Here is a 21010-nt window from a genome sequence, read left to right on the forward strand (position 1 = left end):
TTGCGCACACTATAGGAATCCGCCCGCAGCACCGTCAAGGCACGTTCGGAAGGAAAAGCCTTACAGGACCGAGATTTAGCGCAATAAAGGAATGCGGAAGGACTACCGAGGAGAAAAAAACACGAGAAAAATCAAATCCACGCAGGCGAATGGAGTTCGAAGTTAAAGTGATTTATTAAGAGTAAGATTTTTTCGGTATTACCAGAGGGCATCTGCTATCGAATAAAGCAGGGAGGGAAAGGTGGAGAGTCGATCTGTAAGCCGGGTTTTGTCGAGGACAGTCATTCCTCTACGACGGCCATCGCTGGACGCCTCTAGCAACCTACCCGGTTCCGACGCGGGCCACGCCTGATGGAACCCTATTTGGTCTTGCTCCGAGTGGGGTTTACCTAGCCACGAACTGTTGCCAGCCGTGCGGTGCGCTCTTACCGCACCTTTTCACCCTTACCGGCACCGAAGTGCTTAGGCGGTTATTTTCTGTGGCACTTTCCGTAGGCTCGCGCCTCCCAGGCGTTACCTGGCACTCTGCCCTATGGAGCCCGGACTTTCCTCCCCCTGCTGTTGCGGAACAAAAGCAGGCAGCGACTGTCCGATCGACTCTCCGCCGCCAAGATTAACGGCACGCGCGCCCGAGAACAAGCAATACCGACATCTATATCAATTTGCCACTACTCGGCTTTCTGCTTTTCCAGGGCCAGTTGGTACAGCAGGTTCTTGCGCACCCCGGTAATTTCTGCGGCCAGTGCCGCCGCCCGCTTGAGTGGCAACTCGGCCAGCAGCAGGTCGAGCACCCGCTGCGCCTCGGCACTGATCGCCTGCTCGCCCTCCGGCGCACTCCAGCCACCGACCAGCACCACGCACTCACCGCGCTGCTGGTTGCTGTCGCCGGCAACGAACGCGCGCAGCTCGGCCAGGGGCAGGCCCTTGAGGGTCTCGAAAGTCTTGGTCAGCTCGCGCGCCAAAAGCGCCGGGCGCTCGCCACCGAACACCGCCTCCATGTCCTCTAAGCATTCCAGGATACGGTGCGGGGCCTCATAGAAGATCAGCGTGCGCGGCTCTTCCTTTACCTGCTCCAGGCGTGCCCGGCGCCCCGCTGCCTTGGCCGGCAGGAAGCCTTCGAAGATGAAGCGGTCCGAAGGCAGGCCGGCCGCCGACAGCGCGGCGATCAGAGCGCAGGCGCCCGGCACCGGCACCACGTTCACACCCGCAGCCCGCGCCTGGCGCACCAGGTGGTACCCCGGATCGGAAATCAGCGGCGTGCCGGCATCGGAGACCAACGCCACATTCTCGCCCGCCAGCAGCTTGGTGAGAAAACGCCCGCCCTCGTCACGCTCGTTGTGCTCATGGCAGGCCGCCAGCGGCGTGTCGATGCCGAAGTGCTGCAGCAGGCGGATCGAATGACGGGTATCTTCCGCCGCGATCAGGGCCACGTCCGCCAGCACCTTCAGCGCCCGGGCGCTCATGTCGTCGAGGTTGCCGATGGGGGTTGCGACCACATACAGCGTCCCCACGGTGGATTTCGAAGCCCCTGCCACATCAGTCACTGCGCACACCTGTCGTTCGGATCAAAGGCGCCATTGTAGCCCGAGCGCCTGCAACAGGGCGCAAAGAACTTCGCCGACGACCGATGGCAGGCCTCCTATAGTGAAGGATCGACACGGCAACATCGCGCCCCGGCCAGCGCTTGGGTACAATTGCCGGCCACCTTGATCGAGTAACAGGACCTTTACATGATCGCTTGCCTGCGGCTGTTCACAGCCCTCTGCCTTGCTGCCTTGCTGGCAGCCTGCGCCAGCTCGCCCTCATCCAGCCTGGGCGAACTGCCACGCACCCCGGACGCCAGCATCGAGCAACTGCTCGAGAAGGCTGCTTCCAGCAAGTCCGCGGAAGACGCCGCCCTGCTGCGCCTGAGCGCAGCCGACCTGGCCTACAAGCAGAAGGATTTCCCACGCGCCGCACGCATCCTCGAGCAGGTGCCGCTGGACACGCTCAAGCCGGCGCAGCAAGTGTTCGCCAGCACCCTCGGTGCCGAGCTGGCCATGAGCCGCAACCAGCCCAAGGCCGCCCTGACCGCCCTGGCCCACCCGAGCCTGCAGCGCGTCGCCGAACTGCCGGAAGAACAGCAAGCGCGCACCTACAGCGTGCACGCGGCCGCCCTCGAAGCCGATGGCCAGGCCCTCGCCGCCGCGCAACAGCGCGTGCTGCTGACCCCGCTGCTCAGCGGCCAGGCCGCCAGCGCCAACAATGACGCCATCTGGGCACTGGTCGCCTCGCTACCGGCAGAGCAACTGCAGCAGCCTGGCAACGACCAGACCCTGGCCGGCTGGACCAGCCTGGCATTCGCGGTAAAAAGCGCCGGCACCCTGGAACAGCAGCAAGCGGCTATCGACGCCTGGGTCAAGCAGCACCCGGACCACCCGGCCGCCCAGCAACTGCCGCTGGCACTGACCAAGCTCAAGGAGCTGGCCAGCCAGCCGCTGACCAAGATTGCCCTGCTGCTGCCTCAGGAAGGCCCGCTGGCCGGTGTTGCCCGCGCCCTGCGTGACGGCTTCATGGCTGCGCACTTCCAGGCCCAGCAAGCCGGCCAGCAGGCGCCAGCCGTGCAGGTATTCGACAGCTCGCGCATCGGTTCGCTCGACGACTTCTATCGCCAGGCCCAGGCCGCAGGCGTACAGCTGGTCATCGGCCCACTGGAAAAACCGCTGGTGAAGCAACTGGCTGCCAAGCCACAACTGCCGATCACCACCCTGGCCCTGAACTACGCCGACGCCGGCCAGAAGGCGCCGCCGCAGCTGTTCCAGTTCGGCCTGGCTGCCGAAGACGAAGCCCGTGAAGTGGCCCGCCGCGCCCGCGCCGATGGCATGGTCCGCGCCGTGGCCCTGGTGCCGAGCGGCGAATGGGGCGACCGCGTGCTTGCCGCCTTCCGCCAGGACTGGGAAGGCAACGGTGGCACCCTGCTCGCCGCCGAGCGCATCGCCCAGCCGGTCGCACTGGCCCAGCAGATTGCCGACCTGTTCCAGCTGCGCCAGAGCGAAGGCCGCGCCAAGAGCCTACAGAGCACGGTAGGCGGCAGCATCGCCGCGCAGCCGTCGCGCCGCCAGGACATCGACTTCATCTTCCTCGCCTCGACCCCGCAACAGGCCCAGCAGATCAAGCCGACCCTGAACTTCCAGTACGCCGGTGACGTACCGGTCTACGCCACCTCGAACCTGTACAGCGCCAGTGGTGACGTCAACCAGTACAACGACATGAACGGCATCCGCTTCTGCGAAACCCCGTGGCTGCTCGATACCAGCAACAGCCTGCGCCAGCAGGTCGTGCAGCAGTGGCCGCAAGCTGCCGGCAGCCTGGGCCGCCTGTATGCCATGGGTGTCGACGCCTACAGCCTGGCGCCGCGCCTGGGCCAACTGAAAGCGCTGCCGGACAACCGCGTACTGGGCCTTTCGGGCAGCCTGAGCATGAACGCCAACCAGCGTGTCGAGCGCCAGCTGCCTTGGGCCGAGTTCGTCGGCGGCCAGGTCCAGCGCCTGCCTGACACCGCCCGCTGATGGCAGCAGCGTCGCCCACCAGCGCCGGGCAGGCAGCGGAAACCCAAGCCCTTGAATACCTTCAAGGGCAGGGCCTGCACCTGCTGGCGCGCAACTGGCGATGCAAAGGCGGTGAGCTTGATCTGGTCATGCTCGACGCCGATACAGTAGTATTCGTCGAAGTCCGCTACCGGTTGCACGCGGGCTTCGGTGGCGCCCTCGGCAGTATCGACGGGCGCAAGCAGAAACGGTTGGTGCTCGCCGCCAGCCTGTTCCTGCAGAAGGAGCCCCACTGGGGCAACCACCCCTGCCGCTTCGACGTAGTCGCCCTGCAGGGCAGCCACCATGCAGGCAGACCGCTTCAATGGCTGAAAAACGCCTTCGAATGCTGAACCCACTCCGATTTTTTTGCTCTATGTTTCGCGGGCTGGTCGTTGTTGCGCGTAGCAAAGGCCACCGCCCCACTTAAGGTCACCAGATGGACATGCAATCCCGAATTCGCCGGCTGTTCCAGGCCAGCATCGATACCAAGCAACAGGCAATGGACATCCTGGCACCGCACATCGAGCAGGCCAGCCTGGTCATGGTCAATGCACTGCTCAACGAGGGCAAGATGCTCGCCTGCGGCAACGGCGGCTCGGCCGGCGATGCCCAGCACTTTTCCTCGGAGCTGCTCAACCGCTTCGAGCGCGAACGCCCGAGCCTGCCGGCCATCGCGCTGACCACCGACAGCTCGACCCTGACCTCGATCGCCAACGACTACAGCTACAACGAAGTCTTTTCCAAGCAGATCCGCGCGCTGGGCCAGCCTGGTGACGTTCTGCTGGCGATCTCCACCAGCGGCAACTCGGCCAACGTGATCCAGGCGATCCAGGCCGCACATGACCGCGAAATGATTGTCGTAGCATTGACGGGTCGCGATGGCGGCGGCATGGCTTCGTTGCTGCTGCCCGAAGACGTGGAAATCCGCGTACCTTCGACGGTTACCGCGCGCATCCAGGAAGTCCACCTGCTGGCGATCCACTGCCTGTGTGATCTGATCGACAGCCAACTGTTCGGGAGTGAAGAATGACCCCTATGCGCCTCGGCCTTATGGCCCTGACCCTGTGCCTGAGCGTCACTGGTTGCAGCTCGGTACTGACCTCTACCCGCAATTCGCCGATCGAGGACGATCGCGGCACGCGCACCATCGGCAGCAAGATCGACGATTCGCTGATCGAAACCAAGGCCTCGGTCAACATCGCCAAGGCCAGCCCTGACCTGGATAAAGGTTCGCACATCGTTGTCAGCAGCTACAACGGCATCGTCCTGCTGGCCGGCCAGACCCCGCGCGCCGACCTCAAGAGCCTTGCCGAGCAGACTGCCAGCCAGGTACAGCGGGTCAAGAAAGTACACAACGAGCTGCAGGTGATGCAGCCCTCCTCCATCCTGGCGCGCAACAACGACGCCTGGCTGACCACCAAGATCAAGACCCAGATGCTGACCGACAATGCCGTGCCCAGCTCGCGCATCAAGGTGATTACCGAGAACGGCATCGTCTACCTGCTCGGCCTGGTGACCCAGCAGGAGGCCAACTCGGCCACTGCCGTGGTACAGGGCGTTTCGGGTGTGCAGAAGATCGTCAAACTGTTCGAGTACATCGACTGATTCACTGATTGCCTGCACCGGCCTCTTCGCGGGTAAACCCGCTCCCACAGGGATCTCACAGCTTTCGAGGCTTGTTGTGTTCCTGTGGGAGCGGGTTTACCCGCGAAAAGGCCAGCACAGGCGACAACACTGCCCCACCTTTCAGAAATCCAGGAAACACCGCATGAAAAAGCTTCTGCTGCCTGCCCTGCTGTTCGGCACTTTCGCCACCCTGGCCGGCTGCTCCACACCAAGCCTGATCACCCTCAACGATGGCCGTGAAATCCAGGCCGTCGACGTACCGGAATTCGACCGCGACGCCGGCTTCTACGAGTTCCAGCAACTCGACGGCAAGCGTACCCGCATCAACAAGGACCAGGTACGCACCATCAGCGACCTGTAAGCCAGGGCTGGTAAAGAAAAAGGCGATCCGGTTGGATCGCCTTTTTTGTTACTTGACCACTTTCAGGCTTGGCCGGCCAGTCGGGCGTGGCGGCTGGCCACCACCTTCTGGTGGGCCATTGTCATCCGGCTGTACATCATCATCTTCCGGCTCATCGTCATCCATCACGGGCGGCTCCAGCTCGAAGACCATACCCTGGCCATTTTCGCGGGCATAGATACCCAGGATGGCGCCAACCGGCACGTACAGCGAGTGAGCCACGCCACCGAAGCGGCCCTCGAAGCTGACCGCGTCGTTGTCCATGTGCAGGCTGCGCACGGCACTTGGCGAGATGTTCAACACGATCTGGCCATCACTGGCGAAACCTTGCGGCACCTGCACCGCCGGGAATTCGGCATTGACCAGCATATGGGGCGTGCAATCGTTGTCGACGATCCACTCGTACAGTGCTCGAACCAGATAGGGGCGACTGGAGTTCATCAACGGCTCCTTAAAGCTTGCGCATTTCACGTTCTACAGAGGACAGGCTCGCCTGGAAAGGCTCGCGGGCGAACTGCCGCTCCATGTAATCCAGCAGCGGCTTGGCTTGCCGCGGCAACTCGATACCCAACACCGGCAGACGCCAGAGGATGGGCAGTAGACAACAATCGACCAGGCTTTGCTCCTCACTCATGAAGCAGGCGTACTCGCCGAACAGCGGCGAGACCCCGGTCAGGCTCTCACGCAACGCCTTGCGCGCTTCGGCTCGGTCAGCCTCGCTGCTGCGCGGATCGAGCACGGTATCGGCCAGGGAGCACCAGTCGCGCTGGATGCGATGCATCAGCAAGCGACTGTTCCCCCGCGCAACCGGGTACACCGGCATCAGCGGCGGATGTGGATAACGCTCCTCGAGGTATTCCATCACCACGGACGATTCATACAGCGCCAGGTCACGGTCGACCAGGGTCGGCACGCTGCCGTAAGGGTTCACCTCGGCCAGCTTGGGCGGCAGGCGACTGGGGTCGACATCGATGACCTGCACGCTGATACCCTTCTCGGCCAGCACGAGGCGTACCCGATGAGAATAGTGATCAGCGGGGTCGGAATAGCAGGCTAACCTGTTGGTTGCGCCCATGTAGCGCCTCCTCGCACGGGATGCTTGTGAAACTGTAAATGAAAACGCGCCCGTGGTGACCTGGCAGATCTGCCAGGCCACCACGGGCGCGTTCAACAACCAGAAACTACTGCGTGATCAGTGCACGTCCTTCCAGTATTCACGCTTGAGCAAGTAGGCGAATACGAAGAAGAAAGCCAGGTACAGCAACACGTAGGTACCGATGCGCTGGCTTTCCAGTTTGACCGGGTTGGCCGAATAGGCCAGGAAGGTCACCAGGTTCTTGACCTTCTCGTCGAACTGCTCGGTCGTCAGGGTACCGGAATTCGGCGTAATGGTCAGCTGGTCGCAGGCTTCATGGGTGATCGGGGCGCCGGTCAACGGGTCGAATTGCTTCTTGCCATCGGTCACGGTCTGCACCTGTTTGCAGCCGACGTACTGGTTGCCCTGCAGGCCAACCAGCACGTTTGGCATGCCGACGTTCGGGAACACCTTGTTGTTCACCCCATAAGGCCGCGACGGGTCCTCATAGAAGCTGCGCAGGTAGGTGTACAGCCAGTCGGTGCCACGCACCCGCGCCACCAGGGTCAGGTCTGGCGGTGCGGCGCCGAACCAGGTCTTGGCGTCACTGGGCTTCATGCCGATCTGCATGTGGTCACCGATCTTGGCACCGGTGAACACCAGCTTCTCGAGCATCAGCTCGTGGGGGATGCCAAGGTCATCGGCCACCCGCTCGTAACGCTGGAACTTGGCACTGTGGCAACCCATGCAATAGTTGGCAAAGGTACGCGCACCGTCCTGCATGGCGGCCTTGTCGCTCAGGTCGATGTCGACCTTGTCCAGCTCCAGGCCAGTTTCGGCCGCGAAGGAAAAGGCAGGCATCACTGCCAGCAAAAATACTGCAATCAACTTTTTCATCAGCCAGTCACCCTTTCCGGAACCGGTTTGGTCTTCTCGAGCCTTGTGTAGAACGGCATCAGCAGGAAGTAGGCGAAGTACAACACCGTGCACACCTGCGACAGCAAGGTACGCCCAGGTGTCGGCGCCAGTACGCCCAGCACGCCGAGGATGACGAAGGCCACGCAGAACACCAGCAGGAAGAGCTTGCTGATCCAGCCCTTGTAGCGCATGGAGCGCACCGGGCTGCGGTCGAGCCAGGGCAGCACGAACAGCACGGCAATGGCCGCACCCATGGCGATGACGCCCATCAGTTTGTCAGGCACCGCACGCAGGATCGCGTAGAACGGCGTGAAGTACCACACAGGCGCAATGTGCTCGGGGGTCTTGAAGGCGTTCGCCTGCTCGAAGTTAGGTTTCTCCAGGAAGTAACCGCCCATTTCCGGGAAGAAGAACACCACGGCGCAGAACACGAACAGGAACACCACCACGCCGACAATGTCCTTGACGGTGTAGTACGGGTGGAACGGGATACCATCCAGCGGGATACCGTTCTCGTCCTTTTTCTTCTTGATGTCGACGCCATCGGGGTTGTTCGAACCCACTTCGTGAAGGGCGAGGATGTGCAGCACCACCAGGCCGAGAATCACGATCGGCAGGGCGACCACGTGCAGGGCGAAGAAGCGGTTCAGGGTGATACCCGAGATCAGGTAGTCACCGCGGATCCACTGGGTGAGGTCGCCACCGATCACCGGAATGGCACCGAACAGCGAGATGATCACCTGGGCACCCCAGTACGACATCTGGCCCCACGGCAGCAGGTAGCCCATGAAGGCTTCGGCCATCAGCGCCAGGTAGATCAGCATGCCGAACAGCCAAACCAGTTCACGCGGCTTCTGGTAGGAGCCGTAGAGCAGGCCGCGGAACATGTGCAGGTAGACCACGATGAAGAACGCCGATGCACCGGTGGAGTGCAGGTAGCGCAGGATCCAGCCGTATTCCACATCACGCATGATGTACTCGACAGAGGCGAACGCCTCTTCCGCCGAGGGCGTGAAGCTCATGGTCAGCCACACACCGGTGACGATCTGGTTGACCAGCACCAGCAGCGCCAGGGAGCCGAAGAAGTACAGGAAGTTGAAGTTCTTGGGCGCGTAATACTTGCTCAGGTGGTCTTCCCACATCTTGGTGGCGGGGAAGCGAGCATCAATCCAGTCCATGAACTTGCTCATCATGCGTTCTCCTGGTCAACGCCGATGACGACGATCTCGTCCGACTCGTAAGAGTGCGGTGGCACGGGCAGGTTGAGAGGTGCCGGCTGCGACTTGTAGACACGCCCGGCCAGGTCGTAGTGGGAGCCGTGGCACGGGCAGAAATAGCCACCGACCCATTTCGGGCCAAGGTCGGCGGGTGCGACTTCCGGACGGAAGGTGGGCGAGCAGCCCAGGTGTGTGCACAGGCCGACAAGGATGAGGATTTCCGGCTTGATCGAACGAACCTGCGGGTCGACGTAGGTGGGCTGTACCGAGGCCTTGGACTCGGGGTCAGCCAGGTCACCGACGACCTTTTTCAGGTTACCGAGGATCTCGTCCGTTCGCCGCACGATGAACACCGGCTGGCCACGCCACTCGGCCACCATCTGCTGCCCGGCCTCGACCTTGGCGATATTGACCTTCACCGGTGCACCCGCGGCTTTCGCCTTGGCACTGGGAAACCATGACCCCACGAACGGTACCGCAGCCCCCACTGCCCCCGCTGCCCCGACTACAGATGTCGCGGCTACGAGGAAGCGGCGCCGGCCTGCGTTGACGCCGTCATTGCTCATTCAGTCCTCTCCCATCAGCTTGCTTGGCCAGTTGGACCTGGCCTGTACTTAGGTAATGTCTGTGGCACTAAAAATTGGCCGCCATGGTAAGAAACAAATCCACACACTGACAAGGTGATTACCCGGGGAACGGGCTACAACCCTCGCTTTGCTTGATCTGCGTCTATGCGGCAAGTCGTCACCGACATGCTGACAGGTTAGTTCAAGACATAAAAAAAGCCCGGTTCCAAGGAACCGGGCTTTTTTCGACTGCCGAAGCGGTATTAACGCTTGGAGTACTGAGGACGCTTACGCGCTTTACGCAGACCCACTTTCTTACGCTCAACTTCACGAGCGTCGCGGGTGACGTAGCCAGCACGACGCAGAGCGCCACGCAGGGTTTCGTCGTATTCCATCAGAGCGCGGGTGATACCGTGACGGATCGCACCGGCTTGACCGCTGACACCACCACCGGAAACGGTGACGTAGATGTCGAACTTCTCGACGGTTTCGGTCAGCTCGAGCGGCTGACGAACAACCATGCGAGCGGTTTCGCGACCGAAGAACACGTCCAGAGAACGGTTGTTGATGGAAATGTTACCAGTACCCGGACGCAGGAATACGCGAGCGGTTGCGGTCTTGCGACGGCCAGTGCCGTAGTTTTGAGTCGCCGACATAATGAACTATCCCGTTAGATCTTCAGTTCTTGAGGCTGCTGAGCAGTGTGTGGGTGAGCAGCACCCGCGTACACTTTCAGCTTGCGGTACATGTCGCGACCCAGCGGGTTCTTCGGCAGCATGCCTTTGACCGCAGTTTCGATAACACGCTCAGGGGCCTTGGCGATCAACTTCTCGAAGTTGATTTCCTTGATACCGCCCGGGAAACCGGAGTGGGAGTAGTACATCTTGTCGGAAGACTTGGCACCAGTCACACGAACCTGCTCGGCGTTGATGACGACGATGTAGTCGCCGGTGTCAACGTGAGGGGTGTATTCTGGTTTGTGTTTGCCACGCAGACGGCTAGCGATTTCGGTAGCCAGACGACCCAGGGTCTGGCCAGCGGCGTCGACTACGAACCACTCGCGCTTTACTGTTTCCGGTTTAGCAGTAAAAGTTTTCATTCTCTAAAGCCTCAGAGGCCGCCCAGCGAAAAATAGACGGCGAATCTTACTGGATAGTGCACAGCTTGCCAAGGGCAAGCGCGCAGCCGAACGCTGACGCTTTTGGGGGCTCGGGTCAGGCACGCCAATGTTCGACGGGGTTCTTCCTGCGTGGTGGTGCATCACTTCCGCCACACGGAGAGGGGCCGAATTATCCAGATTGCGCGAAAAATTTCAACCTGCTTTGATGGGCTTCTTTGTCAAGGAGTGTCTACCCGATGGAATACCGCCAGCTCGGCCGTACCGACCTCAATGTCAGCGCCCTGTGCCTGGGCACCATGACCTGGGGCGAGCAGAACGTCCAGGCCGAGGCCTTCGAGCAGATTGCCCGGGCCAAGGCCGCCGGGGTCAACTTCATCGACACCGCCGAGATGTACCCGGTGCCGCCCCGCCCCGAAACCTACGCCGCCACCGAACGCATCATCGGCAACTGGTTCCGCGCCAATGGCGATCGCGACGACTGGGTGCTGGCCAGCAAGGTCGCCGGCCCCGGCAACGGCATCAGCCACATCCGCGACGGCCAGCTCAAGCACAACCGCCAGCACATCGTCGCCGCGCTGGACGAGAGCCTCAAGCGCCTGCAGACCGACCGCATCGACCTGTACCAGCTGCACTGGCCCGAGCGCAGCACCAACTTCTTCGGCAAGCTGGGCTACCAGCACCTGCCACAGGACCACTTCACCCCGCTTGAAGAAACCCTCGAAGTGCTCGACGAGCAGGTGCGCGCGGGCAAGATCCGCCACGTCGGCCTGTCCAACGAAACGCCGTGGGGCACCATGAAGTTCCTGCAACTGGCCGAAAGCCGCGGCTGGCCGCGAGCGGTGTCGATCCAGAACCCGTACAACCTGCTCAACCGCAGCTTCGAGGTGGGCCTGGCGGAAGTGGCCATCCGCGAGCAGTGCGGCCTGCTGGCCTATTCGCCGCTGGCGTTCGGCATGCTTTCCGGCAAATACGAGAACGGCGCACGCCCGGAAAACGCACGCCTGACCCTGTTCAGCCGCTTTGCCCGCTACTCCAACCCACAGACCGTGGCGGCCTGCAGCCGCTATGTGCAGCTGGCCCGCGAGCACGGCCTGGACCCGGCACAGATGGCCCTGGCATTCGTCACCCGGCAGCCGTTCGTGACCAGCAACATCATTGGCGCGACCAGCCTCGAGCAACTGGACAGCAACCTTGCCAGCCTCGAGCTGAGCCTGAGTGATGAACTGCTGGCGGCGATCGAGGCGATTCACCAGGAGCAACCGAACCCGGCGCCTTGAGCCGGACCCTGTGCTGTGTTCTTCGCGGGCAAGCCCGCGAAGAAACCAGCGCGGTGTAGCAGGCTAGACACAATCGCCAAAAAATAAGACGATCCAGCCGGTGATTGACCACTCTACCCTATAAGAACAATGACAATGATGTTTACCCAACCCTCCGCGTCGCTGCGGCGCGTCAGCATCCTGGCCATTGACAAGGTGTTCGCTTCGACCTTGATGCAGGCCAAGGATTTCTTCCACCTCGCCAGCTTGCGCTACAGCAAGCAGCTGGGCCTGGGCCTTCAGCCCATGTTCGAGATCCGCCTGGTAAGCCCGGACGGCCAGCCCGTGGACAGCTTCAGCAATGTGCAGCTGCCGGTCGAAGGCGGCCTGGACGACGCCGATGTGATCATCCTCCCGGCCTTCTGGGACGACTTCGACAACCTGCTGCAACGTTATCCACAGGTGCTGCCGTGGCTGCGTGAACAGCATGCCCGTGGCGCTGTGCTGTGCGCCGAGGCCAGTGGCGTGTTCTGGCTGGCCGAGTCCGGCCTGCTCGACGGCAAGGAAGCGACCACCTACTGGCGCTTCTTCAACAGCTTTGCCGAACGTTTCCCGAAGATCCGGCTGAACCAGGACAAGCACCTGACCGACGCCGACAACCTGTACTGCGCCGGCGGCACCACCTCGGCCTGTGACCTGTACATCTACCTGATCGAACGCTTCTGTGGCGCCAACGTGGCCCGCGCCGTGTCCCGCGACATCCTCTACGAAGTGCAGCGCAACTACACCCCCGGGCGCATGGGCTTTGGCGGGCAGAAGCTGCACCAGGACCTGATCATCCTGCAGATCCAGCACTGGCTGGAGGAACACTTCGCCGACAAGTTCCGCTTCGAGGACGTGGCCCGCAACCACGGCATGAGCATTCGCAATTTCATGCGCCGCTTCCAGGGCGCGACGGGTGACAAGCCGCTGCACTACCTGCAACGGCTACGGATCGAGACGGCCAAGGGGTTGCTGTCGAGTACGCGCAAGAGCATCAAGACCATCAGCTATGAGGTCGGATATGACGATGCCAGTTTCTTTGCGCGGCTGTTCCGTCAGCACACCGAGTTGTCGCCGAACCAGTATCGGCAGCAGTTCATGCAAGAAGCTTGAGGCCAATGGGGCTGCCTTGCAGCCCATCGCGACACAAGGCCGCTCCTACAGGGAATCGCGTAATCCTGTAGGAGCGGCCTTGTGTCGCGAAAGGGCCGCAAAGCGGCCCCGGATTCTCAGGGCTTGTGCGCCCGCGCCAGGAACTCGTGCGACTGCATCTCCAGCAAGCGGCTCAGGGTACGCTGGAACTCGAAGGCCAAGCGCCCACCGGTATACAGGTCCTTCAGCTCCACCTCGGCCGAGATGATCAGCTTGACGTTGCGGTCGTAGAACTCGTCCACCATGTTGATGAAGCGGCGGGCGATGTCGTCGGTGGTGACACCCATCTGCTCCACGTTGCTCAACAGCACGGCATGGAAGATCTTGCCCAGTTCGATGTAGTCGTTCTGGCTGCGGGGGCCGTCGCACAGGGCGCGGAAGTCGAACCAGGCCACGTCGTCACAGGTAAGCAGGGCATTGATCGGGCGATTCTCGATCATCAGCACGTCGTTCTCGACCGCCTGGGTGCATTCAGGGGTCAGCGCCTTGAAGCTGGCGCGCAGGCTCTGGTGCGCCGCCTCATCGAGCGGGTAGTGGTACAGCTCGGCCTGCTCCAGGTGACGCAGGCGGTAGTCGACCCCGCTGTCGACGTTCACCACCTCGGTGTACTGCTTGATCATGGCGATGGCGGGCAGGAAGCGCGCGCGCTGCAAGCCGTCCTTGTACAGGCCGTCCGGCACGATGTTGGAAGTAGCCACCAGCGATACGCCGTTTTTGAACAACTCTTCCATCAGGGTGCCGAGGATCATCGCGTCGGTAATGTCCGATACGAAGAACTCGTCGAAACAGATGACCTTGGCTTCTTCGCTGAAGCGCTTGGCAATGATGGTCAGCGGGTTCTTCTCGCCCTTGAGGGTTTTCATTTCCTCGTGCACACGCTTCATGAAGCGGTGGAAGTGCGTGCGCATCTTCTGCTTGAACGGCAGCGCCTCGAAGAAGGTATCGACCAGGTAGGTCTTGCCGCGCCCTACCCCACCCCAGAAGTACAGGCCCTTGACCGGGGTCTGCTCCTTCTTGCCGAACAGCTTGCCGAACACGCCCGGCTTGTTGTTCTGCGCGTGCACCAGGTCGTCGTACAGGCGCTGCAGGTGACGCACCGCAGTTTCCTGCGCCGCGTCATGGAAGAAGTCGGGACGTTTCAGATCTGCTTGATATCGTTCTAGGGGCGTCATGATTCGTTAGCGAGGCAACAAAAAACGGGCCGTCACTGTAGCGACAGGCCCGCTTAATGGCAATGCGACTTGCGTCAATATGCCTCATCCAGACCAACTAAGTGCTGGATGGTACCTGCTTTGCCGGTGTTCGCGGGTAAACCCGCTCCTATAGGCGAAATGCCTCAGTCCGGTTGAGGAGCAAGCGCTGCACGCAGGCTTTCAATGGCCGAATCACGGGCTTCGGCACTGTCGAACTGCGGCCCGTCGGCAACCTGTTCGCCGTTCAGCCACAGCCCAAAGCCCAGCCCTTCGACGCGCACATCCGCCTCGCTACCTTGCTGCAGCTGCTTGCTCACGGCGCCGGCGCTCTTGCCGTCGGCGAAGCTGCGCGACAGCAGCAGTTGTTCGCCGTCAGCGGCCAGCAGGCGGAAGCGGAAGCTGCCGTCTTCATCGCGGAAGCTGACGAAACGCGCGCTCTTGGCGGCCTTCTTCTTAACTTCGGTGCTGGCCTGCACGCTGCTGCGGAACGAACGCAGGCCAACGGCCTCGCGCAGTTGCTCGAGGAATGGCGTGGCGATCTTGCGAGCCTTGGCGGCACCGGCCAGCAGTATGTCTTCCAGGTCCGCCGGGCGGGCGATCAGCTGGTGGTAGTACTCGCGCTTCTCGGCCAACTGGCCGTCCAGCAGCTGGAACAGGCGCTGCTTGGCCTCGCCCCAGCCCAGGCCCTGCAGCAGCTCTTCACGGAACTCGGCGCACTGCGCCGGCGTCGAGAAGGCCTGGAACAGGGTGAACAGGTGAGCGTTGTCCGGGTCTTTCGCTTCGCCAGGCGCACGCGAGTCGGTGACGATGCGCGAGATGGCGTCTTTCATCTCCTTGGCACTGGTGAACAGCGGGATGGTGTTGTCGTAGCTCTTGGACATCTTGCGCCCGTCCAGGCCCGGCAAGGTCGCCACGCTCTCCTCGATCACCGCTTCCGGCAGGGCGAAGAAGTCCTTGCCCTGGCCGAACAGGTGGTTGAAGCGTTGGCCGATGTCGCGGGCCATTTCCACGTGCTGGATCTGGTCACGGCCGACCGGCACCTTGTTGGCGTTGAACATCAGGATGTCCGCGGCCATCAGCACCGGGTAGCTGTACAGGCCCATGGTCACGCCGGCATCCGGGTCTTCGCCGTTTTCCAGGTTCTTGTCCACCGAGGCCTTGTAGGCGTGCGCGCGATTGAGCAGGCCCTTGGCGCTGACGCAGGTCAGCAGCCAGGTCAGCTCGGGGATTTCCGGGATATCGGACTGGCGGTAGAAGGTCACCTTGTCCGGATCGAGGCCACCGGCCAGCCAGGTGGCGGCGATTTCCAGGCGCGAACGCTGGATGCGCAGCGGGTCGTCGCACTTGATCAGGGCGTGGTAGTCGGCCAGGAAGTAGAACGAGTCGACACCGGGCTGCTGGCTGGCACGGATCGCCGGGCGGATGGCGCCGGCGTAGTTGCCCAGGTGCGGAGTGCCGGTGGTGGTGATACCGGTAAGAATGCGCGTGGTCATGGGTGTTCGCTTATTCAGGCTTGGCTCAGTTCGAAAGGCGCGGCAGCAGCAGATCCTTCAGATCGGTCAGCTTGCCATGGAAGAAGTGTCCGCATTCTGCCACTTTCAGCAGCTCATGGGGGCGCGACAGGCTGTCGGACCATTCGTAAACCAGCTGCGGGGCGACGACTTCGTCGGCGTCCGGCTGCACCACGGTGAGCGGGCAGCGCTGCGGCAGCGGGAAATCCGCCGTCAGGCGCATGACCGCCGGGGCGATCATGAACAGCTGCTGCAGCTCTACTCCAGCGGCCTCCAGGCGGCCGGCCAGGCTGGTGGCGACGAAGCCGCCGAACGAGAAGCCCATCAGCACCAGCGGCAGGCCCAGATGCTTTTCGCGCAGCCAGGCCGCAGCGGCCTCGGCATCGGCCACTTCGCCAGCGCCCATGTCATGGCTGCCGGCGCTCTGCCCGACGCCACGGTAGTTGAACCGCAGGGTCACGTAGCCGGCGTCGCGGGCGGTGCGTTGCAGGGTCGAGACCACCTTGTTGAGCATGGTGCCACCCTGGACCGGGTTGGGGTGGCAGATCAGCACCGCGCCACGAGCATTGGCCACGTCCAGGTACAAGGCTTCCAGCTGGCCGCTGGGGCCATCGATGAACAAGGGGGTTTCGCGGACAAGCAAGGCACTACTCCGTGACCTCGGAAGGGGTCGATTCGTCTAGGTGAGGAATTCTGTTCTGATTTGCGATCGCTCGCGGTATACAGCGCAGGTCTGAGCCGTTAACGTAAAGCAAAGCCGTTTATAGAGGAAGGACTCGTGGAACTCTCGCTCCTTGTTTGGTTGTTGCCGACCCTGGCCCTGGTCATCGGCGTGGTAGTCGGTTTCGTCGTCGCTCGCCTGCTGCCCAATGCCGCGCCGAGCAGCACCCAGCGTCAGCTGGATGACATCCAGAAGCGTTTCGACAGCTACCAGAACGAAGTGGTCACCCACTTCAACAGCACCGCCGTGCTGGTCAAGAAACTGACCCAGAGCTATCAGGACGTCCAGGATCACTTGGCCGACGGCGCCAATACCCTGGCCCTCGACGACGTGACCCGTCAGCGCCTGCTGGCCGCCCTGCATTCCGAAGGCAGCCAGGGCCCACGTGACCGCCTGACCCCGCCGAAGGACACTGCCGAAGTACCGCGCGACTATGCGCCGAAAACGCCGAACTCGCCGGGCATGCTTGACGAGAGCTACGGGCTCAAGCGCTGATCTGCCGAACATGAAAAAGGCCTCGCAAGAGGCCTTTTTTATGGGCATGTCTTCCTGCCTGGGCGCGATCCCTTGTAGGAGCGGCCTTGTGTCGCGAAAGGGCTGCGCAGCAGCCCCGGCGATCTTGCAGGCTGGCTGAAATCCTGGGGCCGCTACGCGCCCCTTTCGCGACACAAGGCCGCTCCTACAGGTGCCCCAATGCCTGCTCGACATCCGCCAGCAGGTCCTCCACATCCTCCAGCCCCACCGACAGGCGCACCAGCCCCTCCGATATCCCGTGATGCGCCCGTTCCTTCGCGGTATAGCTGGAGTGCGTCATGCTCGCCGGATGCTGCGCCAGCGACTCGGCATCGCCCAGGCTCACCGCACGGGCAAACAGTTGCAGGGCATTCATGAACCTGCGCCCGGCCTCGATACCACCCTTGAGCTCGAAGGCGATCATCCCGCCCGGCAAACGCATCTGCCGCTGCGCCAGCTCGTACTGGGCAAACGACGGCACCCCCGGGTAGTGAATCAGCTCCACCTGCGGCTGCCGGGCCAGAAACTCCGCTACCTGCAGGGCATTGGCGCAATGGCGGTCCATGCGCAAGGCGAGGGTCTTGATCCCGCGCATCAGCAGCGCCGCATCGTGGGGCGACAGCACCGCCCCGGTCATGTCCTTCAGCCCTTCCAGGCGAATGCGGTCGACGAGCGCCTTGCGCCCCACCACCAGCCCGGCAGTGATATCACCGTGGCCACTGAGGTACTTGGTCGCCGAATGCACCACCAGGTCCGCCCCCAGCTCCAGCGGCCGCTGCAGGTAGGGCGTGCAGTAGGTGTTGTCGACCACCACATGCACATCATGCCCGCGCGCCGCCTCGGCCACCGCGGCGATATCCACCAGCTGCATGTTGGGGTTGGCCGGCGTTTCGAAGTAGATCATCCGCGTTTTGCTGTTGATCGCCGCTTTCAGGGCCTTGGCGTCGTTCAGGTCGACATGGCGGATCTTCACCCCGAATTCGCCAATGCCATGGTGCAGGAAAGCAAAGGTGCAGCCATACAAAGTACGCCCGACAATCAGCTCATCGCCGGGGCGCAGCAGGGTCCAGATCGTCGAGGTGATGGCCCCCATGCCCGACGCCAATGCCAACCCCGCCTCGCCGCCCTCCAGCGAGGCCATGCGCTGTTCCAGCAGGGCCAGGGTAGGGTTGGAGATGCGGCTGTAGAAATGCCCCGGCTCCTCCCCGGCGAAGCAGGCAGCGCCGTATTCCACGGTGGGGAAGGCATAGGTAGCGGTCTGGTACACCGGCGGCACCAGGGCGCCACCGTGGGAAAGCGGGTCGTAGCCATGGTGAATGGCCCGCGTGGAAAAACCGGTGTTGTTATGGGAGTCGCGCATGGCAACAGCCTCTTGTGGTTTGCTATAAGCTTATGCCACCGAGCTGCCCGATTTTTTCCAAAATGGCCCACGCATCCGTGCGCTTGTTGGAACAAAAACAATAATTACCGGACCAGGAGGGCAAAACATGCCTTCAAGCCTCGACCGCACCGACCGCGCCCTGCTTGCTGCCCTGCAGGACAACGCCCGCCTCACCGTTGCCGAACTTGCCGACCAGGTAGCGCTGACCACCTCGCCGTGCTGGCGGCGGGTCAAGTTGCTGGAGGACAACGGCTACATCACCGGCTACCAGGCCATCCTCTCGCCCAAGTCGCTGGGGTTTGGCGTGACCGCGTTCGTCAGCATCATGATGGACTCGCACACCAAGGACATGGCGCTGGCGTTCGAGCAGCGGCTGATGGAAATTCCCGAGATTGTCGCCTGCCACAACATCTCCGGGCGCTACGACTTCTTGCTGGAGATCCTGGCGCGGGATCTGGAGTCGTTTGGCGAGTTCACCCGGGAAGTGCTGCAGCGGTTGCCGGGGGTGAAGGAGATCTACTCGAGTTTTTCCTACAAGGCAGTGAAGGAGCGGCGGGTGATACCGGTATCGGAAAAACACATCTGAACGACATGCACAGTCCATGCGGGAACAACTGCCTTGCTCAAAATCCAAAGCTCACGCAATCCTTTGTGGGAGCGGCCTTGTGTCGCGAAAGGGCTGCGCAGCAGCCCCAGCAATTTGTGCATCAGTGCTGAGACCCGGGGGCTGCTGTGCAGCCCTTTCGCGACACAAGGCCGCTCCCACAGGAGACCCGCGCATGTATGGCGGGCATAGAAACAAAAAACCCCGCCGAAGCGGGGTTTTTCTTGCAGCCTGGCGCTTAGATCGCACCGCGCTGACGCAGCACGTCCAGCACCTGTTTCACGCCCTCGTCCACGCTGGTGGCCTGGGTGTCGATCACAAGGTCGGCGTCCAGCGGCACATCGTACGGGAAGCTTTCGCCCGGGATGTTGTCGCCACCTGCAGCGTACAAGCCTTGCGGGTCACGCTCACGGCAGGCCAGCGGCGAGGCCTGGACGTAAACGGTTACCAGGCGCTCCTTGCCGATCAACGCCTTGGCCTGTTCGCGGCCTTCGGCATCCGGGGCCACGAACGCGGCCAGGGTCAGCAGGCCGGCTTCGTTGAACTGGCGCGCCACGTGGGCGGCGCGGCGCCAGTTTTCGGTACGGCCAGCGCGGTCCTGTGGCAGGCCCTTGTTCAGGTCGTGGCGCAGGTTCTGGCCGTCGAGCACGTACACCGCACGGCCCATGTCGAACAGCTTGCGCTCCACGGCGTAGGCCAGGGTGCTCTTGCCAGCGCCGGACAGGCCACTGAACAGCACGGTCGCAGGCTGCTGGCCGAAGCGCAGGGCGCGCTCTTCGGTGGCCACATGGCACAGCTTGCCATGATGGCCGGTGCTGCCGTGCGGCAGGACTGGCGGGGCGATGATCATGCCGGCGCCGACGGTGCCGTTGGTCAGGCGGTCGATGACGATGAACGCACCGGTGGTGCGGTTGCTGTCGTAACCGTCCAGGGCGATCGAAGCGTCCAGGGACACCTTGACGCGGCCGATCTCGTTCAGCTGCAGCGCGCTGGCAGCGCCCTGCTCCAGGGTGTTCACATCGACCTTGTGGGTGATGCTGGCAATCGAGCCCGGCACGTAGCTGGTGGCGCGCTTGATGTCGTATTTCTTGCCCGGGAGCATCGGCTCCTCGGCCATCCACACCAGCATGGCGTCGAACTGGTCGGTGACCGGCGGGACGTTGTCGGCATGCACCAGCAGGTCGCCACGGGAGATGTCGATCTCGTCTTCCATGGTCAGGGTCACGGCCTGGCCAGGGCCTGCGTTTTCCAGCTCGCCTTCGTAGGTGACGATGGACTTGACGCGGCTGCTCTTGCCCGATGGCAGCACGACGATTTCGTCGCCCTTGTGCACCACGCCGCTGGCGATGGTGCCGGCGAAGCCACGGAAGTTCAGGTTCGGACGGTTGACGTACTGCACCGGGAAGCGCAGGTCGGTGAAGTTGCGGTCGGCCGACACTTCTACGGTTTCGAGGATTTCCATCAGCGTCGGGCCGGCGTACCACGGCGAACGCTCGCTGTGGTTGACCACGTTGTCGCCCTTGAGCGCCGACATCGGCACGAAATGCAGGCTGCTCGGGGTCAGGTTGATGGCTTCGGCGAACTTCAGGTAATCGGCCTTGATCGACTCGAAGACGCCCTGATCGAAGCCCTTGAGGTCCATCTTGTTGACCGCGACGACGATGTGCTTGATGCCCAGCAACGAGGCAATATAGCTGTGGCGGCGGGTCTGGGTCTGCACGCCGTAGCGGGCGTCGACCAGGATGATCGCCAGGTCGCAGGTGGACGCGCCGGTAGCCATGTTGCGGGTGTACTGCTCGTGGCCCGGGGTGTCGGCAATGATGAACTTGCGCTTGGCGGTGGAGAAGTAGCGGTAGGCGACATCGATGGTGATGCCCTGCTCGCGCTCGGCCTGCAGGCCGTCGACCAGCAGTGCCAGGTCGACTTCCTCGCCGGTGGTGCCGACTTTCTTCGAATCACGGGTGATGGCCTCGAGGTGGTCCTCGTAGATCATCTTCGAGTCGTGCAGCAGGCGCCCGATCAGGGTGCTCTTGCCGTCGTCGACGTTGCCGCAGGTCAGGAAGCGCAGCAGTTCCTTGCGCTCGTGCTGGGCCAGGTAGGCGAGGATGTCCTCGCTGATCAGATCAGATTGGTGCGACATGGAGTA

The 21010-nt window shown here is 62.5% G+C and carries 22 protein-coding genes and 1 other RNA gene; 9 read left to right on the forward strand and 14 right to left on the reverse strand.

Annotated features, from left to right (window positions below; genetic code table 11):
* Window positions 1-241: 241 nt before the first annotated feature.
* Window positions 242-601, reverse strand: an RNA gene (rnpB, locus tag ACGLHT_RS10735) — RNase P RNA component class A.
* A gap of 67 nt (window positions 602-668) precedes the next feature.
* On the reverse strand, window positions 669-1544 hold the full coding sequence (rsmI, locus tag ACGLHT_RS10740; RefSeq protein WP_043935900.1) for a 16S rRNA (cytidine(1402)-2'-O)-methyltransferase: 876 nt from the start codon (window positions 1542-1544) through the stop codon (window positions 669-671).
* 186 nt (window positions 1545-1730) lie between these two features.
* Between rsmI and ACGLHT_RS10745 the strand changes: the two genes are divergently transcribed.
* The 5 genes from ACGLHT_RS10745 (at window position 1731) to ACGLHT_RS10765 (ending at window position 5556) form a co-directional block, all read left to right on the forward strand.
* Window positions 1731-3548, forward strand: a complete 1818-nt coding sequence (locus ACGLHT_RS10745; RefSeq protein ID WP_085592141.1) for a penicillin-binding protein activator — start codon at window positions 1731-1733, stop codon at window positions 3546-3548.
* Window positions 3548-3919: a YraN family protein gene (locus ACGLHT_RS10750; protein ID WP_085664411.1), complete on the forward strand. Its 372-nt coding sequence runs from the start codon at window positions 3548-3550 to the stop codon at window positions 3917-3919. Before ACGLHT_RS10745 ends, ACGLHT_RS10750 begins: the two co-directional genes overlap by 1 nt.
* 86 nt (window positions 3920-4005) lie before the next feature.
* Window positions 4006-4599, forward strand: a complete 594-nt coding sequence (locus ACGLHT_RS10755) for a phosphoheptose isomerase (RefSeq protein WP_012274070.1) — start codon at window positions 4006-4008, stop codon at window positions 4597-4599.
* Entirely contained in the window at window positions 4596-5174 is a 579-nt protein-coding gene (locus tag ACGLHT_RS10760; protein WP_015271720.1) for a BON domain-containing protein, read from the forward strand. The genes ACGLHT_RS10755 and ACGLHT_RS10760 overlap by 4 nt, the downstream gene beginning before the upstream one ends.
* 163 nt (window positions 5175-5337) lie before the next feature.
* Complete coding sequence (locus ACGLHT_RS10765) at window positions 5338-5556, forward strand: YgdI/YgdR family lipoprotein (RefSeq protein ID WP_025340556.1); 219 nt, start codon at window positions 5338-5340, stop codon at window positions 5554-5556.
* Between the two features lie 48 nt (window positions 5557-5604).
* Here ACGLHT_RS10765 and ACGLHT_RS10770 read toward each other — a convergent pair whose 3' ends face one another.
* The 7 genes from ACGLHT_RS10770 to rplM form a co-directional block, all read right to left on the reverse strand.
* On the reverse strand, window positions 5605-6036 hold the full coding sequence (locus ACGLHT_RS10770) for a ClpXP protease specificity-enhancing factor (RefSeq protein ID WP_084785265.1): 432 nt from the start codon (window positions 6034-6036) through the stop codon (window positions 5605-5607).
* Between the two features lie 10 nt (window positions 6037-6046).
* On the reverse strand, window positions 6047-6670 hold the full coding sequence (locus ACGLHT_RS10775) for a glutathione S-transferase N-terminal domain-containing protein (RefSeq protein WP_137162367.1): 624 nt from the start codon (window positions 6668-6670) through the stop codon (window positions 6047-6049).
* 117 nt (window positions 6671-6787) lie between these two features.
* A complete protein-coding gene (locus tag ACGLHT_RS10780) occupies window positions 6788-7567 on the reverse strand; it encodes a cytochrome c1 (RefSeq protein ID WP_137162368.1) in 780 nt (259 codons plus the stop codon).
* A complete protein-coding gene (locus ACGLHT_RS10785; protein WP_025340560.1) occupies window positions 7567-8778 on the reverse strand; it encodes a cytochrome bc complex cytochrome b subunit in 1212 nt (403 codons plus the stop codon). Before ACGLHT_RS10785 ends, ACGLHT_RS10780 begins: the two co-directional genes overlap by 1 nt.
* Window positions 8778-9371: a ubiquinol-cytochrome c reductase iron-sulfur subunit gene (petA, locus tag ACGLHT_RS10790; protein WP_015271723.1), complete on the reverse strand. Its 594-nt coding sequence runs from the start codon at window positions 9369-9371 to the stop codon at window positions 8778-8780. Before petA ends, ACGLHT_RS10785 begins: the two co-directional genes overlap by 1 nt.
* 263 nt (window positions 9372-9634) lie before the next feature.
* Window positions 9635-10027 carry a 30S ribosomal protein S9 gene (gene rpsI, locus ACGLHT_RS10795; RefSeq protein WP_003260797.1) on the reverse strand — a complete coding sequence of 131 codons (393 nt, stop codon included), beginning with the start codon at window positions 10025-10027 and terminating at the stop codon, window positions 9635-9637.
* 14 nt (window positions 10028-10041) lie between these two features.
* A complete protein-coding gene (gene rplM, locus ACGLHT_RS10800; protein WP_003260798.1) occupies window positions 10042-10470 on the reverse strand; it encodes a 50S ribosomal protein L13 in 429 nt (142 codons plus the stop codon).
* 257 nt (window positions 10471-10727) lie between these two features.
* Between rplM and ACGLHT_RS10805 the strand changes: the two genes are divergently transcribed.
* Window positions 10728-11768 carry an NADP(H)-dependent aldo-keto reductase gene (locus ACGLHT_RS10805; protein ID WP_023662822.1) on the forward strand — a complete coding sequence of 347 codons (1041 nt, stop codon included), beginning with the start codon at window positions 10728-10730 and terminating at the stop codon, window positions 11766-11768.
* A gap of 213 nt (window positions 11769-11981) precedes the next feature.
* On the forward strand, window positions 11982-12902 hold the full coding sequence (locus ACGLHT_RS10810; RefSeq protein ID WP_075047039.1) for a GlxA family transcriptional regulator: 921 nt from the start codon (window positions 11982-11984) through the stop codon (window positions 12900-12902).
* 116 nt (window positions 12903-13018) lie between these two features.
* Here the strand turns inward: ACGLHT_RS10810 and zapE are convergent, their stop codons facing one another.
* The 3 genes from zapE to ACGLHT_RS10825 all read right to left on the reverse strand — a co-directional run bounded on the left by zapE (window position 13019) and on the right by ACGLHT_RS10825 (window position 16288).
* The gene (gene zapE / locus ACGLHT_RS10815) at window positions 13019-14113 is read right to left on the reverse strand and encodes a cell division protein ZapE (protein WP_025340562.1); all 1095 of its coding nucleotides are present in this window, start codon (window positions 14111-14113) and stop codon (window positions 13019-13021) included.
* A gap of 164 nt (window positions 14114-14277) precedes the next feature.
* Entirely contained in the window at window positions 14278-15627 is a 1350-nt protein-coding gene (locus ACGLHT_RS10820) for a tryptophan--tRNA ligase (RefSeq protein WP_137162370.1), read from the reverse strand.
* 25 nt (window positions 15628-15652) lie between these two features.
* Window positions 15653-16288 carry an alpha/beta hydrolase gene (locus ACGLHT_RS10825; protein ID WP_274120365.1) on the reverse strand — a complete coding sequence of 212 codons (636 nt, stop codon included), beginning with the start codon at window positions 16286-16288 and terminating at the stop codon, window positions 15653-15655.
* 135 nt (window positions 16289-16423) lie between these two features.
* Here ACGLHT_RS10825 and ACGLHT_RS10830 point away from each other — a divergent pair, with 135 nt between their 5' ends.
* A complete protein-coding gene (locus tag ACGLHT_RS10830; RefSeq protein WP_274120364.1) occupies window positions 16424-16861 on the forward strand; it encodes a YhcB family protein in 438 nt (145 codons plus the stop codon).
* 184 nt (window positions 16862-17045) lie between these two features.
* Here the strand turns inward: ACGLHT_RS10830 and ACGLHT_RS10835 are convergent, their stop codons facing one another.
* Window positions 17046-18239, reverse strand: coding sequence for a methionine gamma-lyase (locus ACGLHT_RS10835; RefSeq protein ID WP_274120363.1), 1194 nt, complete (start codon window positions 18237-18239; stop codon window positions 17046-17048).
* 127 nt (window positions 18240-18366) lie between these two features.
* Here ACGLHT_RS10835 and ACGLHT_RS10840 point away from each other — a divergent pair, with 127 nt between their 5' ends.
* Window positions 18367-18846, forward strand: a complete 480-nt coding sequence (locus ACGLHT_RS10840; protein ID WP_016498026.1) for an Lrp/AsnC family transcriptional regulator — start codon at window positions 18367-18369, stop codon at window positions 18844-18846.
* A 256-nt stretch (window positions 18847-19102) separates the two neighbouring features.
* Here the strand turns inward: ACGLHT_RS10840 and cysN are convergent, their stop codons facing one another.
* Complete coding sequence (gene cysN / locus ACGLHT_RS10845) at window positions 19103-21004, reverse strand: sulfate adenylyltransferase subunit CysN (RefSeq protein ID WP_025340568.1); 1902 nt, start codon at window positions 21002-21004, stop codon at window positions 19103-19105.
* Window positions 21005-21010 lie beyond the last annotated feature (6 nt).

The sequence above is a fragment of the Pseudomonas sp. PsB genome (genome assembly GCF_043658375.1).
In the GTDB taxonomy this organism is placed as follows: domain Bacteria; phylum Pseudomonadota; class Gammaproteobacteria; order Pseudomonadales; family Pseudomonadaceae; genus Aquipseudomonas; species Aquipseudomonas putida_Z.

What these genes read in the sequence shown, in the direction of transcription:
- ACGLHT_RS10745 (WP_085592141.1), top strand. Translation starts at nt 1,731, where the DNA reads ATGATCGCTTGCCTGCGGCTGTTCACAGCCCTCTGCCTTGCTGCCTTG.
- ACGLHT_RS10750 (WP_085664411.1), top strand. Translation starts at nt 3,548, where the DNA reads ATGGCAGCAGCGTCGCCCACCAGCGCCGGGCAGGCAGCGGAAACCCAA.
- ACGLHT_RS10755 (WP_012274070.1), top strand. Translation starts at nt 4,006, where the DNA reads ATGGACATGCAATCCCGAATTCGCCGGCTGTTCCAGGCCAGCATCGAT.
- ACGLHT_RS10760 (WP_015271720.1), top strand. Translation starts at nt 4,596, where the DNA reads ATGACCCCTATGCGCCTCGGCCTTATGGCCCTGACCCTGTGCCTGAGC.
- ACGLHT_RS10765 (WP_025340556.1), top strand. Translation starts at nt 5,338, where the DNA reads ATGAAAAAGCTTCTGCTGCCTGCCCTGCTGTTCGGCACTTTCGCCACC.
- ACGLHT_RS10770 (WP_084785265.1), bottom strand. Translation starts at nt 6,036, where the DNA reads ATGAACTCCAGTCGCCCCTATCTGGTTCGAGCACTGTACGAGTGGATC.
- ACGLHT_RS10775 (WP_137162367.1), bottom strand. Translation starts at nt 6,670, where the DNA reads ATGGGCGCAACCAACAGGTTAGCCTGCTATTCCGACCCCGCTGATCAC.
- ACGLHT_RS10780 (WP_137162368.1), bottom strand. Translation starts at nt 7,567, where the DNA reads ATGAAAAAGTTGATTGCAGTATTTTTGCTGGCAGTGATGCCTGCCTTT.
- ACGLHT_RS10785 (WP_025340560.1), bottom strand. Translation starts at nt 8,778, where the DNA reads ATGAGCAAGTTCATGGACTGGATTGATGCTCGCTTCCCCGCCACCAAG.
- petA (WP_015271723.1), bottom strand. Translation starts at nt 9,371, where the DNA reads ATGAGCAATGACGGCGTCAACGCAGGCCGGCGCCGCTTCCTCGTAGCC.
- rpsI (WP_003260797.1), bottom strand. Translation starts at nt 10,027, where the DNA reads ATGTCGGCGACTCAAAACTACGGCACTGGCCGTCGCAAGACCGCAACC.
- rplM (WP_003260798.1), bottom strand. Translation starts at nt 10,470, where the DNA reads ATGAAAACTTTTACTGCTAAACCGGAAACAGTAAAGCGCGAGTGGTTC.
- ACGLHT_RS10805 (WP_023662822.1), top strand. Translation starts at nt 10,728, where the DNA reads ATGGAATACCGCCAGCTCGGCCGTACCGACCTCAATGTCAGCGCCCTG.
- ACGLHT_RS10810 (WP_075047039.1), top strand. Translation starts at nt 11,982, where the DNA reads ATGCAGGCCAAGGATTTCTTCCACCTCGCCAGCTTGCGCTACAGCAAG.
- zapE (WP_025340562.1), bottom strand. Translation starts at nt 14,113, where the DNA reads ATGACGCCCCTAGAACGATATCAAGCAGATCTGAAACGTCCCGACTTC.
- ACGLHT_RS10820 (WP_137162370.1), bottom strand. Translation starts at nt 15,627, where the DNA reads ATGACCACGCGCATTCTTACCGGTATCACCACCACCGGCACTCCGCAC.
- ACGLHT_RS10835 (WP_274120363.1), bottom strand. Translation starts at nt 18,239, where the DNA reads ATGCGCGACTCCCATAACAACACCGGTTTTTCCACGCGGGCCATTCAC.
- ACGLHT_RS10840 (WP_016498026.1), top strand. Translation starts at nt 18,367, where the DNA reads ATGCCTTCAAGCCTCGACCGCACCGACCGCGCCCTGCTTGCTGCCCTG.
- cysN (WP_025340568.1), bottom strand. Translation starts at nt 21,004, where the DNA reads ATGTCGCACCAATCTGATCTGATCAGCGAGGACATCCTCGCCTACCTG.